This is a genomic window from Pseudoalteromonas sp. Angola-7, assembly GCF_028599255.1.
Classification (GTDB): Bacteria; Pseudomonadota; Gammaproteobacteria; order Enterobacterales; family Alteromonadaceae; genus Pseudoalteromonas; species Pseudoalteromonas atlantica.
Genome location: NZ_JAQREL010000011.1, coordinates 35,847 through 51,529 on the forward strand (window position 1 = coordinate 35,847; position 15,683 = coordinate 51,529).

Sequence of the window (15,683 nt, forward strand, 5' to 3'; positions counted from 1 at the left end):
ATCAATTATATGCTGGCAGCGTGCTGAGAAATGGCGCGGGTGCGCTGTTTAAAAATAATCACGCTTATAAAAATTAAGCTAATGGGAATTAACGACAGGTAAAATGCGTGCTGACCACTAAAATGCTCAAATACGTAGCCTGTGATCATTGAACCAGTTGTGCCTCCAAGTGCTGAAAACACAACGATTAACCCTGTCATGGCTGCATGCTGGTGCTTTTCTAATGCGCTGAGCATTACCGAATTTAACACTGGATAAATTGGCGCCATAAAAAAGCCAATGAGGGGCAAAACAAATGCAGCTAGTGGTGCATCAAATAGGCTAGTGATTGCTGTATTAGGTAGGTTTTCAGTTAGGGGTAACGTTATAATAATAAGTAATGCCATGGCGACTAAGCATCCGCACAGAACAAAAAACCAATTAATGTGCTTAAGCACCTGCCCCGCAACTAATCGACCAAACGCTAACGCCGCTGCAAAAATACTCGCTAACTGAATACTTATAGCCACAGGCAATTGCAAAACTTGGTTATTAAAGGTTGGCAGCCAAGTACCTACGCCTTGTTCAATAAGGACATATAAAAATGCACTTATAATAAAAATAAGCACCAAGGGCTGATACGTTAATTTAAGCATGGCTATAAAGTCACTCAAACTAGAGTCAGTTTTATTTTTATCAATTGCAGGCGCAATCGGTGCAATAACAACACTTAGTAATACAATTAAAGTAAGCGCAGCCAACGCGTAATAAACATTGAGCCACGCATTGCTTTGGCTTGGGTCTATAAAGGCGGTAAAAATCCAATAACCACTTAATACACCCACCATAAAAATCCCTTCGATAGTGTTTAAAAGTGACGAGTGACTATTAGCATCTTCGGTTACTTGGCCAATAATCGAATAAACAGAAACTTTTACTACCGCAAAGCCACAGCCTATCACTGCAAATAGCACTTTAAACATATAAAATTCGCTGATCAGTGCGGTGCTTAAGCACGCTAATGCAACGACCGCTAAAGCCCCTAACATCGCGAGCTTATACCCTAATCTAGGAATGAATGAGGCAACAACAAAAGACATTATCGCAATTGATAAGTCTTTAAACCCTTCCAAAACAGACGCCTCAGTTTTGCTAACGCCCAGTGTATTTATTGCCTGCAAAATGACTGTTCCTACGCTATTTAATAATATTGCGAAAATAAAATAGCTTGCAGCAATTGCTAGTGTGATTTTTGTTTTACTCATAGCTTGCCTTACTTATAACGCAGTGCGCCATAACGATTAAAGCTAACACCTTTGGGTAATTAGCGTGTGTGTTTGTGTCAGTGAATGTTGAGTTTAGTGTAGAATAAAAATCAATGCAATCGTTTGCATTTCAAGTTTTAAAATTTGTATCTATCATTCATAAATCAGCGTTTACTCGATTGGCGAGTTATTAATTCTATATCAATAACTTGAGATTCAACTTTTTGACCCATAAATTGTTGCATAAGCTTTTTAACTAAAAGTTCAGCCGCTAATTGAGTATTTTGTTTAATTGTTGAAAGCGACGGATGGCTAATATCTGCCATTGCTATATCGTCAAAGCCCACCAATGCAACATCGTTAGGAATACTGACATAGCGCTCTTTTAACGCCTTCATTGCACCTAAAGCAACCATATCGCTACAAGCCATTATTGCATCAAAGTAGAGCCCTTTTTCGCGTAATAGACTATTAATTTCTTGATACGCCGAACTACTAGTAATATCAATAGAAACAACGTGCTGCTCTAGTTTATGCGTAGATAGCGCAGCCACATAACCGCGGTGTCTTTCGCTAATTTCACCGTGCTCTGGGTCGCCTAAAAATAAAATATTTTTTGCACCGTGTTCGATTAAGTGCGCAGTGGCTTGCATTCCACCTAGGTAGTTATCACTGCCTACAATAGGGTAATTACTGGGTGTTTTAGGGTCTCCCCACACAACCAAAGGGATCCCCGCTTTAGCAGCCGCCTCTATATTGCGCTGATCTTTACCCTGCCCAACCACAATAATACCATCGGCCCTTCGACCATTAATAAAATAATTGGCCCAATCGTGCTGTGCCATTATTGAATTAGACAATAAAAGCTCTAGCCCTTGTTGATTAAGTGCAAGATTAATTTCGCTAACCACTTTAAGTAAAAATGGATCGCTAATCGATTGTTCGGTTTGTTCATCTAAGTTAATGATAACAGCAACAACATTTGTTTTTTGCGTTCGCAAGCGGCTTGCAGCGGTGTTTAAACTAAAATTATGCTCTTTAGCGAGTTGTTTTAATTTATCGCGTGTTTCTTGTTTTATTAACGGGTTGTCATTTAAAGCACGCGAAACCGTAGAGGTAGACACCCCTGCCAGCTTTGCTAAATCAGCTAATTTTATTTTTTTGTTATCCATGAAAACCCTGAGCCGCGTTGTATTAACTAATGTTTAATGTAACTAGCTGACAATATAGCATTATTAATTTTTTCTGGCTTGCCTCACAGGCTAAAAAAGCCATACCTTGGCTTTTACGCTCAATATTTCTACAAATATAATTCATAAATAATTTACAAATAAATATTGCAAACGTTTGCATTAATCTTTAAGGTTTCATCATATACAGCCTGTTTACATAAAAACTTTGTTTACAGCGCAGTAAAAAACACACTGTTTAACACACTAAAACGGGATCACACATGACATTCAATAAAGCAAAAAGTACATTAGCGTGCGCTATAACTTTAGCCTTAAGCTCACACGCCACCTTTGCACAAGAGCAAGCACAAGAAACCAAGGTAGAGCGAATTGTTGTTTCGGGCACACCTACCGGGGTCGGCATCAGAAAAATTGATGCAGGCTACGCTGTTACAAATATTGATAGCCAGCAAATTATTAAACTTTCACCAAAAAGCACTGCCGATCTGTTTAAAGCCGTACCTGGGGTTTGGGTAGAAAGCTCAGGGGGTGAATCTGGTGCCAATGTATTTGTACGTGGTTTTCCTGGCGGCGGTGACGCCCCATTTTTAACCTTAAGTATTGAAGGGTCACCCGTTTACCCAGCCCCTACATTATCGTTTTTAGAAAACTCTTCACTTTTTAGAATTGATGAAACGATTGAGACCATGGAGGCTTTACGCGGTGGGCCAAACCCTGTTTTATCAAACGGTCAACCGGGTTTAACAACTAACTTTAGGCTAAAGCGCGGTGGTGAAGACACCGAAGGCTTATTTAAATACACAACATCTGATTACGACCTACAACGAGTAGATGCTGTTATTAGTGGTGAAATTACTGACGATTTATACTTTATGGTTGGCGGCTATGTAAAAAGCTCTCCGGGTATTCGTGATGCAGGTTTTACCTCTGAGAAAGGCAGCCAATTTACCATTAATATCACTAAAGATTTAGATAACGGCGAGCTTAACTTTTATACCCGTCAAACAGATGACCATGGTGCATGGTACTTACCTACCCCACTTAATATTGAAGGGATTGACGCAGAATATACCCAACTTGGCACGTTAAACCGCCAAGCAACCATTTTTACCGGCCCCGATGCACAAGCACACGATATTGATTTAGGGGATGGCCGAGGTTGGGACGGCCACGTAACAGGTGGTAGCATTAAACTAGAGCTTGATAATGGTTGGCAATTTTCTGACCGCTTTAATATAACTAAAGGGGATGCTAATACATACGGATTAGTGCCAAGTGGCTCAGCAACCACAGTTGGAGACGTTGCCGATAATGGGCAAACCGCATTTGGTGCAGTAACCAATACAGAATACGCAAGCGACACCCCTATACAACAGCTTGGACGCTGGGTTGTTTTAAAAGAAATTAGCTCATTTACAAACGATTTAGCGTTTTCAAAGCAATTTGATGATTTATCAGCCACATTTGGTTACTACACAGCCAGTACATCGGCAAACGATTGGTGGAGTTTAGGTAATACGGCTTACCACGTACTAGAAGCCGGCGGCGAGTCGCTAACTGGCATTGAGTGTAATCAAAGCACTGATGGCTGCGATTTTAACTACGATATTAGCTCAACAGGTGATGCGCGCACCAATGCGTTTTATGTAACAGCTCAATACAAATTTGCCGACGACTTTACATTAGATGCAGGCGTGCGCCACGAAAGTCATGAAGTAGAATACAGTGTTGATGAAGACCTTGATGGAATTATTACCAAAACAGTTAACTATGATGAAAGTAAAACATCGTGGACAACGGGGATTAACTATTCAATAAACGATGATATGGGTGTATTTGCACGCGTAAACCGTGGTTATAAAATGCCTTACTTTGACGACTTTAGAGATAACTTTAGCGCTTATGAAGGCGGCGAAAAGCTAATTAAAGAAGTAACCCAAGGCGAATTTGGCTACAAGCTAATTTCTGACTCTACAGACTTTTACGCTACCTTGTTTGTTAACGAAGTAAAGGGCGATACATTTGTACGCCGCCCAGGTGTACCTGCAGAAATTTTAACAAACGAAGCGTACGGTGTTGAGCTTGATTATAACTTTAATCATCAGTCGGGTTTTTCGGTTAATTTAAATACCACACTACAAGAAACCGAAATTACGCAAAGCCCAACCAATGAAGGAAATGAATCTCAGCGTCAGCCAAAGTGGCAAGTGCGTATCACACCTAGCTACGACTTTGAGCTACAAGGTATGTATGCCACGTTATATGGCACACTGTCGGCTGTTGATGACCGCTTTGGTAACAACGAAAACACGGTGACTCTTGATGGCTACGAAAAAGTAGACTTAGGCCTAATTTTAGAACCTATGGAAGGCATAAAACTACAACTGGCCATTGATAACTTAACGGATGAGCAAGGTATAACAGAGGGCGACCCACGTAATGCCGATGCCCCAAATGGCCGCTATATTATGCCACGCACTACGCGCTTTAGTGTAAGTTATGCGTTTTAAACACACTTAATACTAAAGGGAGCTTGGCTCCCTTTATTTTATTTTTTCGTTTAGTTTATTAAGCGCCTCTACCGAAAAGCCCCTATCGTAAAAATGTAAAATTTTACCTTTGCTATCTATTAAAACAACGCGAGTATTGTTTGGGTTTTTATTACCTGTAAATTTTTGCACAGCTTCACCATCTTCATAAATAGTGATTACCCCGCCCCACAGCTCTTTTGGTATACCCTTGCGCATACCGCTGTCTATAAATGTACTAAACATACGCGGGGCCATACCTGCTATGGTAGGCAGTTCGTAAGTGGGTAATGTAACCCCTGTCATGTCTAAGCCAATTAACCAACGGTCTATGTCAAATTGGCTATCTTGTTTATAGCCAATGAGTAACAAGGTTTTATCGGCTTTAAAATTACTCGGTATGGTTACGCTTTTCTCATCTAGGCTTTGGCCGCTAATGGTAGGAAACTGCTTACCGGTAATTTGCTGATTTGGGTATTGAGCTGAGCACGCACTAAGCATTAACACCATAAATGCGCTGGCTATTATTTTAATCATTTTAAAACCTTACACTGTTATAAATATCATACTGATACGTATATGAGGTAAAACACGTTTAAACCGTTTGCAATTTTAAATACGCTTTAAACTCTCGAAGTGCCATGGGCTTGGCATACTTCCAGCCTTGGCCATAATGTACGCCAGCTTGTTTTAGTATGGCTTCTTGCTCATTTGTTTCTATGCCTTCTGCTACACAGGTGTAGTTAAACTTACGTACCAACGCCATAATATTGGGGATCATTGATGCCTTTAAGCCTTGTGTTGTTATATCTTGTACAAAAGTGCGGTCAATTTTAAGCTGATGAAAGCTCAAGTTTTGTAGATTTTTTAAGTTAGAGTAACCCGTACCAAAATCATCTATCGATAAATTAAAGCCCGCCTCAACCAGCCTTTTAAAGTGGGTATGGGCAACTGTTGAGTCTAAGTATTCGTCTTCTGTTATTTCTAAACAAATAATAAAGCGCGAATCGGTGAGTGCAGGTATGTCTTTTAAAAGCGCAATATTGCCTGTTTCTACATCATAGGGAAAAATATTAATAGAAATTTTAAAATTGCGCGGTAATGCCTCAACGGTGGTTAGCTCATAAAGTACTTTTTCAATCATGGCTTGGGTAAAGCGCCACGTTAAATTGGTTTTTCTTATAATAGGAATAAATTGATCAGGGAATAAAACCCCGTATTTATCTTCAAAACGGGCTAACGCCTCACAGCCAACCACTTTACCCGTTTGCAAACAAATAATGGGTTGGTAGGTCCAATAAAATGAGCCTTTTTTAAGGCCTTTGCGCACACGCGTGATAGTTGAGCGCCTAGCCGCTAAGCTATAGTCAATTAACAGTCCACTCGATACACCCGCTAACGAAATTAAAATAAGCGAAATAATCAATAAAAATTGATTATCAGCAAAAAATTGGCTCCACGGAAGTTGTGCGGCTGCGCAGTACTCGGGGTTATTAGTACTGCATTTAATAATTGATTCATAAGGTAAAAATGAGTGATTTTTTACCTGCTCATAAACCCCTTTAGCCCCTGCTAAATGAAACGTCTCGCGCGTGTTTTTATAAAGTACTTCCCACTGAGGAGAAACAATTACTTTATCGTTAAAAGCACGCGTATCGACTATTAAATTGTAATTACCTTGCCTTACAATTATCACTTCCATTGCTCGGCCACTAAACAAAAGCAAATACAATTGCGGTTCGTACCTTACGCGCACAGGTTTATTATCGTATTTATCAATTCGAATATAGTCGGGAGGATTATCGGTAATTGTAGCTGCCAGCTTTCCAGCACCGGTGGTGCAAACCAGCTCATTATTTGTAAAAAAACCAATATCTATCACGTATTGTGCATCAAACAACGCGCGGCGCATTTCTATCAATGTATTGTTATTACATTGTTTAGCGTTTGCGTTATTTAGGCGGGTTAAAATTTTTCTACGCTCTGTTGCGGCAGCATCTATGTGTTGAACAATATAATTTGAATCTCGCGCTAACTGCCTGCTTAGCTTTTGTGCAGCAAAGTACATCAGTGTGCTAGCACATATAATAAAAACCACGACACCGCTTAATACTGCAATTAAAGACCTACGTTGATATTGTTTCATAACACCTTTTTAAAGAAGCTGTGTGTGAGTCAGGTGCAATAATAATTGCATATCTGGGCATAAAAGCAATCAAGCTTGTAAAATAATTAAAGCAAATTACGTTTTTAATTTATTGATTTGTTTGCATTATAATTGCAAAACCAGGTGGCTGAGTATATCGCTAAGCTGCGTATGGCCTTGGCTATTTAAATGTATACCATCGCTACCTAGGGGGGCGTTAAGGTGTGATATATCAACGTAATTAAGCGCGTGCTCTTGAGCTATACGTTTAAAGAGATCGTTTAAGGGCAATAACTTTTGATTACAGTTTAAATAAATATGGCTTAATCCATGCTGAGGGTTAATAAATAAAGGACCAATAACAATTATGTTCGGTAAATTAGCGGGCGAGTAAAATTGCTTAATAGAACCAATAAAATGCGTAAGGCCGGTGGCTATATCTGCTGGGGCTAAGTTAAAACGCTTTTTTAAATCGTTAGTGCCAAGTGCAATAATGAGCGTGTGTAAAGCATGTTGCTGCAAATCGGGTTTTAAATAGCGAATACCATTAAGCTCCCCCGTAAAAGGCGGGTTATTCACAAGCGTACGGTTTGGCTGCCCCGACTCTATTACGGTAAAGCCGCTGCCTAGCTGTTGCTGTAACCGCGCCGTCCAACGGGTCTTTTCATCATAGCGCTTACCTGTTTCGGGGTTTAAACCCCACGTATTAGAGTCGCCAAAGCAGAGTATATTTTTTGTTATTTGCGTCATTAAAATGGATTGAGCGTATAGCCTTGTTGTTGAAGTTGTGCGTGAGCGGTCATCGCAGAAAGCGACATTTTTACGCCATAAATAAGCAGCTCAGGCGTTACTTTAAAGTGAGTTGCCGATTGCCCACACACATACACCTGAGTGTTATTAGCAAGTAGCTGCTTAATTAAGGCTTGGTTTTTATTGTTAGCACTAAAGCGCTTTTTATATTCGCTGTTAGCTAACACATCAACGCTTGCGCTGCCGTGCACAACTAATGCAAGCTGAATGTTTTTAAGCTTTACACCATGCGCTACATGCATGTTAATAAAACGCGCTAGCGAATTTATTGAATTATTTTGCTCGCCTTTTTTAGCGCCATCGGCAACATCAAATGCTATTTTAAATACCGTAGAGCTATTAATTTTGTCATGCTTTGGTACATTATAATAATTACCAAACCCGTTAATTGGTTGCTCATTAGCATTAATAAACGGGCTAAAAAGCAGCACTAACCCTAGTAAATATTTCATAAAACAATCCTGTGTTTTTAAGCGTATTACTAAACTACCAGAGACAACCAAAAAAGGCTGCAATTTAAGCAACCTTTTGGGTACTTTTATGGTGATGATTAATAAACTGCATACCTAAATAACTAAACGTATTTTTAAATTGCTCTACAAAACACGCCGGCGCTTCACTTGATGACGCATTAGAAAGCAAAGAAAAATGCTTACTACGCAGCGTTCGTAATTTTGGTTTTAATGCTTCATCGTCTATGTAGTCGGTTATTCTATCAATAAATAATTTCATTTGTACCGTGGTGCTGTACCAATAAACGGGTGAGGCAAACACCCAGTGGTCATACTTTAACAGTGCTTCAAATACAGCATAAAAGTCATCGCTTTTATAGTTTTTGTTATAACAGTACGGCGCTATTTTATAATCATCTAAACATATTATCCTTACATCGTTTTGCTCAGCAAAGCTGTTAACGTGTGCCTGCGTATTACCATTTTTAAGTGCGCTTGAGTAAATAATAACAGTGCTACGCTTAAGTTTTTGTTGCATTTAGTTAGCTCCTTTTTTAATGTTGAAAGAAGCTTAAAACCTCAACTTATATTGAGGTCAACCGGAAATTTAAAACAATGCCAATAGATCAAAAAAAACTAATCGAGGCTAACCTAACCGTAGGTTATGTCGCTAAGCGCAGCGGCATAAAAGTATCAACCCTACACTTTTACGAAACAAAAGGACTCATACGTAGTTGGCGAAATAGCGGCAACCAACGCCGCTATAAAAAAGATGTGCTGCGCCGTATAGCGGTAATAAAAGCCGCACAAGCCATGGGAATAACGCTTGATGAAATTAAACACACCCTGGCCACATTACCTGAGCAGCGCACTCCCACACAAAAAGACTGGTCAGCCCTTTCGAAGCAATGGCAAGCACAGCTTGATGAGCGCATAGCTTATATGCAGCGCCTACGCGACCGCGTAGATGGCTGTATTGGTTGTGGGTGTTTATCTATGAGTAAGTGCCCTATGTATAACAAAAACGACCACTTAGGCGAAAACCAAAGTGGTGCTATTTTGTTAGAGCGAGATTGAGATTTAAATTAAGGTTAGTCTAGGCCGCTAAGCCCTTCTCTTGCAGCTCTGTATAAAGCGCCTAGGGTTGAGTCGAAAACAGATTTTATAAAGCTATAAGTCAGCTCCACCGCTTTACTAATTACTTTGCCTGCAAACACTAACATATGCCCTAATAAACCTAAGGTTTGTGTTGCAAACGAGGCTGACGCTTTAGCTATTTTATCAAGCGTTCGCGCCAACATATCGTAAAAAGTGAGCCCAGTACCAATAGCTGCTTGGGCAGCAACTGCGCTGTAATAGCCTGCATCTTTTAAAAGGGTAATTAATGCAGCACCTAGTTTATCTGCCCAATGTGAGGTAAATGATGCTTGATTTCTGTCTTCAAATTTTAAACGCACAGGCATGTTTAAAAAGTGATTAGCTTGTATAGTTAAGTTGTTCCAATTATTGCTATTGGCAGTGTTTAAGTAGCCAGGCGTACCAGCAAGAGTATGAGCAGCACCTTTTAAACCTTGTCCACTATCTAAACGTATTTCTTGGCCATTGTGCGGAGCATGCGAAAAAGGCCATAAAGGCACTTTAGCCACTGGGTCAGCCCCATGTGTACAGCGATAAATTTTATCGATTCTAGATGTTGCTGCGCGAGAAAAGTTTTCAAGCCCAACACGTGGCGAACCAAACGTATATAATTTTACAGGAAGTGAATACTCAGCTTTGATCCAATCAGCAGAAAGCGTCGCTAACGCACCACCCAAGCTGTGGCCAACTAAATGAACGCAACCAGTCACTTTATCTTGAATATTCGCTGCTATAAACTCTTGCAGCGCAGGCTTCATACTATAAAAAGTCTTATTAAAACCAGCATGCACCATACTGCCATTTGACCCACCACTCACACCAAAGTGCCCATCGGTTAATCCATCTCTTAGCGAGTTAGTCCCCCGAATAGTTATAACCGAATCGCCCTCATACGCGCCAAGCCCATGCCCTACTAAAGCAAAGCCCGTGCTTAAATTAAATAAATGAGAAAAAAAGCTGCCCGTTACCCCTTGTACTGCGCCAGGGTTAACAGAAAAGTTAAAATTGTCGCGCAAAGAGGCATGAAGTGTGCGATTAAGTAAATTAGTGGTTTTAATACTTTTTGCTTTATAAGTGCAAAAAATAAACGAGACACTCACTCTAAATTAGCAAGCAAGGCTGTGTCACTAGATTTATTTCTTAGGTTAATAATTTATTTTTTAAGACTGCGTAACTTCTTTTCATCTACTAAATAAGCCACTTTCATCTATAAACCTAAATTATAGGCATAAAATAACTGCACTGGTGCAGTTATGATTTATTAATGAATAGTTTAAGTCTATGCCAGTAGCTTTCCACAGTTACTGATATTCGCTCGCCGTTTTCTATTTAAGTTTTCACATTAACCTGCTTGTGATGATGGCCTATAACCGGCCTCGTGAGATACGCGTGTAACTTGCGTAGTCAGTTTTCTGTCGATATATTTAACCCTTTAGCAAAGGATACAGTGGTAATATTGTGTATCAGCCAAACTTACTTGACGCTTTCTTGTGATTACCATAAGAGACCCTACTTGTTTTTTGCACTGGAAAAGTCTAGTGCTTAGTTAGCCAAACTGCAAAATTAGGATGGCTGTCTTGTTTAGTTTTAATAGCAACTCAGACTTATCAACAATAAACATGAGTAAATCTACTTTCACCGTATAATAGCTGCGATTATCAAAAAAGTTGGCGTATTAACAGTCACTTTAGGCGAAAACAATACACTTTGGATATATTTAAAATATTGGTTTGAGTCTGAAAAAGTGGGGGCATTGTGTCGCCATGTGACAGTAAACCTAGGCAACATATAACGCCTAGGTCTCAATTCCTTTTCTGATTTTTAAAGAGCAACCGCGTTTAAACGCCCGCAATAATTTGCATTGCAAGGGTTTTCATCAGGCGTTTCCAATACGGTGTGTTGTCTGGTTTGTTTAGGCTTTCATCTATTGGCCACTTTTCCCACGGCTTGGTGATTTCTTTATTTGCCCAGCGTTTTGGGTTGGTGATAGCGCCGTCAAAGTTAAAGCGGTAAATATCATCATCAAGTGCTTCTTCTATTTGCTTCATCTGCTTGTAGCTCATTAAACGCCAGTACTTTTCAGGGCGGTTATTTTGTTTATCAAAATCGCGTGTTATTGGGTCAAAATGGCGAAACGGCTCTATTTCAGGTGAATCAACGAGCGGTTTGGTTACGTCCATAAAGCGCACAACGCGCTCCCATGTGTACTTACAGTAGTTTGGGTTTTGTGGGTTGTCTTTTACACGTATTTCACTAAATGCACCACGGTGGTTTTCGTAATCTTTATGGGCAATATACATCGCATGGGTTACACCGTGGCCTTGTGAATGGTTAGCTTTAGAATAAAACGCTTCTATATCCTCAAAAGGAAATGTCGAATGGCCATGCTCATTTTTATCTGCGTTGTTTACTGACCACGAAAAGCTCACTGTTTGGTTTTGGCGGTCAAAATACACCTCACGTCTAGGTAGAATATACCGCGCTAAAATGGGGCCGAAGTTTAAGAAGAATAAGTTCCAACAAATAGTAATAAATAGAAAAGCCCATGGGTATTCCATATTATCCATAATAAAAACCCCAAAAATAGCCAGTATAGATACAAGACTGCCAAAAACCCCTAAAAAAATAGGCCCTAATGTTAACCCTAGCGTCCAATCACCCGCATGATGAAAACCTAAATAACGGCCTTCGTTATCAATACTATTTGAGTCTTTAAGCCTTCTTTCTTCATCTTTTAATACTAATATTTTAACTATTTGAAACCCCATTAAACCTGTAAATTTATTAAACCTCTTTTTTGAAAAATAATTTTTAAAATTTTGCGAATTTTCTATCATTCTTGCATTTAGTTTTGCAAATTTATATGAAATCGACATTTTGTCCCTTACAGTTTTAAAATTTCTGTTTGCCAATCAATAGCATTTTCTAGTTGTGCTTGCTCTTCGTCTATTTTTTTATAAGCTAACAGTTTTTGTGGGTACGACACATTTTCTACCTCAACACGCGCCTTTGCATTTATATGCCATACAATACTTTTATCAAACTCCCCAAACGTATTCGCTTTTATTATTTGCCCTTTAGCATCACGCTCGTACTCAAGCGGTTGTAACACGGCGATGTCTTTAATTCCAAATGCTGTTTGAGAGCGAACAGGCCGCCCTGTTTTTGGAACGTAAATAGGGGTTGTTTCTACGTTGAGTGATTGACCACCTCGTGAGTAACGTTTTATTGTTACATTTAAGTAAACTTGGCTTTTTTGTTCAATATACAAGGGTAACCCGACTTCAATTACATATTGGTCCCAACTCATAGCCATTTTTTTAATTGCTAGCTTAGGGCTAAAGAGTACAGAAGTGATAAATCTCATGTAAAGTTTGGGGTCTGTAAACGTTGTATAATCGTTTTGTGAAGGTAGGATTATTTTTTTTGTTTGTTCATCAAAATTTATTTTTATCGATTTATTATTTGAAAATATGCCGTATTTTGCCCATATTTCGGCATCAGTGATTGTTAGGTAACTCGCGACGAGCCCAGCTAAAATACTGCCAATTAAAAACGCCCAACCAAATGGTCCCATTGAAGCAAGTACAGCGCCATGAAAAGCACTGGCAATACCCAAGCCGCCACCAATCAAACTGGCAAGCGCTGCGCCATGCTGCCCTTTTTTATTTAAATCGTGCGCGTCCCAGATTAATAAGCTAGAGGTTAAAACACCTGCCAAGCCAGCCGCAAACCTTAGCTTTGTAAATAAGACTGTTCCCTCTTTATAACGCATAAAGTCTTCAACTTTTTCTGCAGCATCAGTATACATCGCTTTTGACATAGCAGTGCGGTTATTAAAGTAAGCCTCGTACACTTGGGCCGATGAGATAATAACCGAAGAAATGGACGCTATATTTTTAAAGAATTCATACCCTTCTCCCTTACCTTTAAAGTTCTTTTCATACTCTTTATAAGTATTAATAGTGCTGATTGAATCGAGTAAAAAAAAGGTCCCGGGGTTTGATTTTATCCAGTTATCCATTAATTTAGCTGTTGATGGTAACCGCATTGCCGTGCTTTTTATAGGGTTTAAATTGTTGTAATGCGCCGCCAACATCGAATTTGATACATGCTCGGTAGGTAACGTTAAAACATCAAGCGTGAGAGTTGATAAGTCTTTAGCAAAGTTTTTTGTATCCAGCCCCTTTTGTATAAAAGCAGCGGCGTGTTTAGAGGCTTGTACACCAATTGTTTTACCTGTTTTACTGTCCGTGATGGTTACTGTGCCGTGAGCACCTTTGTCGCCCGTGACTTCACGCGGTACATTCCCCGAAATAATACTAATATCTTTAGCGCTTGGCTTTTTATTGTTATCTATCGCGTTAATCACTCTATCTAGTGCTTTACTTGCACGCCTGAGTTTAGGCTCTTTAAATAGCGTGCTTTCTACTATATCAACACCAATAATTGTATGCCCTTCTGGTACACCATTAAAGTTATGAATTTTAATATTACCATAAGGTTCAATGCCTGATGCTTTTAAGCTTGCGCCAATCACTTTTATTTGAAGTGTCGACACATTAGGGTTAGTAGCTGGGTCGAATGCGCGCTTCCAATATTTAATTAACTCGGTGAGTACTTTATCAGACGTTTTGAAAGCATGAGCTATTAGTGTTTCTGTATTACCAAGGCTGTGACCTGCTTGATCAATATTTGTAAAATACGTTTGCCATTTATCTGGGTCAAAGGTGCCGGGCTCTTGTGATTTATCAGGCGTAATACTGGCATATTGCGCGTTATTAAAATCTTGCCCATAAGCACTTTCTTTAGCACTTAATTGTGTTCTAACAAAGCTTTGAGGATCATTACATAGGTTTTTGGCAAGTGTTTGCCCGTCTTTTTCTGCTTCAGCTATACGCTTTTTGAGTTCATTTTTTTTTGCACTATCTGTAATAGGTTTTATAAAAATAGGTAATTCAGCAGTACGTTCATTTGTTGCATTTAAATACTGATACAACGAACTTATAGCAGCTCCATAAGCATTCTCCTTTAAGCATGTTAAGTCTCGCGTTACAGCACTCCAATTAGGTAAGGGTGATATATTTTGATTTTTGCATGTTGTTTGGAGCGACTCTGCTGCTGACTTATCTTGGAAAAAATCTGTAAGCTGTTTTCGACTGTCTAGGTAAATACCTAACGCATTGATTGAAGTTTCTGAAATAAGCCACTTTTCTATCTCTTTTTCATCAAGGTGCTTAGCAACATCACGTAATGAGCCTGCTTGTAGACTCCTATCTTCATGAACTTCAACATTCCCTGCTGCTGGGCCTGCAAACGTTGATATTTTTTTATGTAGCTTTTCATTTAAATATAACTGATAAGCAAGAATTGCAGAGTCATAAAAAGGTTTTGACTTTAATTTATCATAGTCGAACTGCATGGCTATTTTAGCCATTTCCATTTGCATAAATAAACGATGCGCAATACCTAGTTTATCATGCAAATATAAGCTTCCATCAGAGCCTAAAATCTGTGGTTTTCCTTGAGTAAAGTCTAATAAGGTAAACCTGTGCGATCTGTAATCTGCCGCTTTTGTAGTGTCATTACATTTTTGCATCAGTGGTTTGAGCGATAAGCGTTTATCACTTTCGAACATGCCGCCTAAAGTACAAATGTAATCCCAAGACCATTGTACTCTTGAAAATGCGACCTCTACTTTTGTTTTTTGAAGGGTGCTGCCACTGTATAAATTTTTTGCAGCTGAAGGAATAATGAGATTATTTACATTTATGCCTGAATGTTTTCGCGTATCTAAGCTGTGTTCTTTTGCTAAATCAATTTCACTGTAGCCATTTGCACCTAGCACCGCATATTCACGCCAAAGAAAACCATCGACAAATACATATAAATATCCGCATGCAGTGTTCTCAACAAAATTTTCAGGTTGCTCAATATAGGTTGGCGCCGTAGCTTTATTTTTATCTAGTGAAGGCTCTGAAAAAACCAATGGCTTTATTGTCAATTGCTGCGGGATTTGATCAGCTTGTTTCGGGTTACTTTTAGTTTGAGTTTCAGCTTCACCAAACGGAATACTTAATTCGTGTCCACATTGCGTAGGTACAATTAAATCAAGAGAACACGCTTGCTCTGCACTCGGTATTGGCTCTACATAGTTACGAGTAGTTGTCATT

At 39.3% G+C, this 15,683-nt stretch carries 11 protein-coding genes and 1 pseudogene; 2 read left to right on the forward strand and 10 right to left on the reverse strand.

From position 1 onward, the window contains the following. Positions 1–5 precede the first annotated feature (5 nt). Positions 6–1,244 (reverse strand): sugar MFS transporter, encoded by a 1,239-nt coding sequence (locus PSH50_RS14425; RefSeq protein ID WP_138576559.1) that lies wholly within the window; start codon positions 1,242–1,244, stop codon positions 6–8. Between the two features lie 164 nt (positions 1,245–1,408). Next, positions 1,409–2,419, reverse strand: a pseudogene (locus tag PSH50_RS14430) (LacI family DNA-binding transcriptional regulator); the annotation flags it as partial. Between the two features lie 278 nt (positions 2,420–2,697). Between PSH50_RS14430 and PSH50_RS14435 the strand changes: the two are divergent. Beyond that, on the forward strand, positions 2,698–4,947 hold the full coding sequence (locus tag PSH50_RS14435; protein ID WP_273605285.1) for a TonB-dependent receptor: 2,250 nt from the start codon (positions 2,698–2,700) through the stop codon (positions 4,945–4,947). 33 nt (positions 4,948–4,980) lie between these two features. Here the strand turns inward: PSH50_RS14435 and PSH50_RS14440 are convergent, their stop codons facing one another. The 5 genes from PSH50_RS14440 to PSH50_RS14460 form a co-directional block, all read right to left on the reverse strand. Next, entirely contained in the window at positions 4,981–5,502 is a 522-nt protein-coding gene (locus PSH50_RS14440) for a hypothetical protein (RefSeq protein ID WP_273589165.1), read from the reverse strand. A gap of 58 nt (positions 5,503–5,560) precedes the next feature. Beyond that, a complete protein-coding gene (locus PSH50_RS14445) occupies positions 5,561–7,111 on the reverse strand; it encodes an EAL domain-containing protein (protein WP_273609806.1) in 1,551 nt (516 codons plus the stop codon). A 126-nt stretch (positions 7,112–7,237) separates the two neighbouring features. Continuing rightward, entirely contained in the window at positions 7,238–7,861 is a 624-nt protein-coding gene (locus PSH50_RS14450; RefSeq protein WP_273609807.1) for a GDSL-type esterase/lipase family protein, read from the reverse strand. Then, positions 7,861–8,373: a DsrE family protein gene (locus PSH50_RS14455; RefSeq protein ID WP_273609808.1), complete on the reverse strand. Its 513-nt coding sequence runs from the start codon at positions 8,371–8,373 to the stop codon at positions 7,861–7,863. The genes PSH50_RS14450 and PSH50_RS14455 overlap by 1 nt, the downstream gene beginning before the upstream one ends. A 64-nt stretch (positions 8,374–8,437) precedes the next feature. Next, positions 8,438–8,911 (reverse strand): flavodoxin family protein, encoded by a 474-nt coding sequence (locus tag PSH50_RS14460; RefSeq protein ID WP_273609809.1) that lies wholly within the window; start codon positions 8,909–8,911, stop codon positions 8,438–8,440. A 77-nt stretch (positions 8,912–8,988) separates the two neighbouring features. Here PSH50_RS14460 and soxR point away from each other — a divergent pair, with 77 nt between their 5' ends. Further along, positions 8,989–9,450 (forward strand): redox-sensitive transcriptional activator SoxR, encoded by a 462-nt coding sequence (gene soxR / locus PSH50_RS14465; RefSeq protein WP_273609810.1) that lies wholly within the window; start codon positions 8,989–8,991, stop codon positions 9,448–9,450. Positions 9,451–9,464: 14 nt separating this feature from the next. Here soxR and PSH50_RS14470 read toward each other — a convergent pair whose 3' ends face one another. The 3 genes from PSH50_RS14470 to PSH50_RS14480 all read right to left on the reverse strand — a co-directional run bounded on the left by PSH50_RS14470 (position 9,465) and on the right by PSH50_RS14480 (position 15,682). Beyond that, positions 9,465–10,610 carry a lipase family protein gene (locus tag PSH50_RS14470; RefSeq protein ID WP_273586939.1) on the reverse strand — a complete coding sequence of 382 codons (1,146 nt, stop codon included), beginning with the start codon at positions 10,608–10,610 and terminating at the stop codon, positions 9,465–9,467. Positions 10,611–11,348: 738 nt separating this feature from the next. Beyond that, a complete protein-coding gene (locus tag PSH50_RS14475) occupies positions 11,349–12,386 on the reverse strand; it encodes a hypothetical protein (RefSeq protein ID WP_273586938.1) in 1,038 nt (345 codons plus the stop codon). An 8-nt stretch (positions 12,387–12,394) separates the two neighbouring features. Then, on the reverse strand, positions 12,395–15,682 hold the full coding sequence (locus PSH50_RS14480; protein WP_273586937.1) for a hypothetical protein: 3,288 nt from the start codon (positions 15,680–15,682) through the stop codon (positions 12,395–12,397). Position 15,683: the final 1 nt, after the last annotated feature.

What these genes read in the sequence shown, in the direction of transcription:
- PSH50_RS14425 (WP_138576559.1), bottom strand. Translation starts at nt 1,244, where the DNA reads ATGAGTAAAACAAAAATCACACTAGCAATTGCTGCAAGCTATTTTATT.
- PSH50_RS14435 (WP_273605285.1), top strand. Translation starts at nt 2,698, where the DNA reads ATGACATTCAATAAAGCAAAAAGTACATTAGCGTGCGCTATAACTTTA.
- PSH50_RS14440 (WP_273589165.1), bottom strand. Translation starts at nt 5,502, where the DNA reads ATGATTAAAATAATAGCCAGCGCATTTATGGTGTTAATGCTTAGTGCG.
- PSH50_RS14445 (WP_273609806.1), bottom strand. Translation starts at nt 7,111, where the DNA reads ATGAAACAATATCAACGTAGGTCTTTAATTGCAGTATTAAGCGGTGTC.
- PSH50_RS14450 (WP_273609807.1), bottom strand. Translation starts at nt 7,861, where the DNA reads ATGACGCAAATAACAAAAAATATACTCTGCTTTGGCGACTCTAATACG.
- PSH50_RS14455 (WP_273609808.1), bottom strand. Translation starts at nt 8,373, where the DNA reads ATGAAATATTTACTAGGGTTAGTGCTGCTTTTTAGCCCGTTTATTAAT.
- PSH50_RS14460 (WP_273609809.1), bottom strand. Translation starts at nt 8,911, where the DNA reads ATGCAACAAAAACTTAAGCGTAGCACTGTTATTATTTACTCAAGCGCA.
- soxR (WP_273609810.1), top strand. Translation starts at nt 8,989, where the DNA reads ATGCCAATAGATCAAAAAAAACTAATCGAGGCTAACCTAACCGTAGGT.
- PSH50_RS14475 (WP_273586938.1), bottom strand. Translation starts at nt 12,386, where the DNA reads ATGTCGATTTCATATAAATTTGCAAAACTAAATGCAAGAATGATAGAA.
- PSH50_RS14480 (WP_273586937.1), bottom strand. Translation starts at nt 15,682, where the DNA reads ATGACAACTACTCGTAACTATGTAGAGCCAATACCGAGTGCAGAGCAA.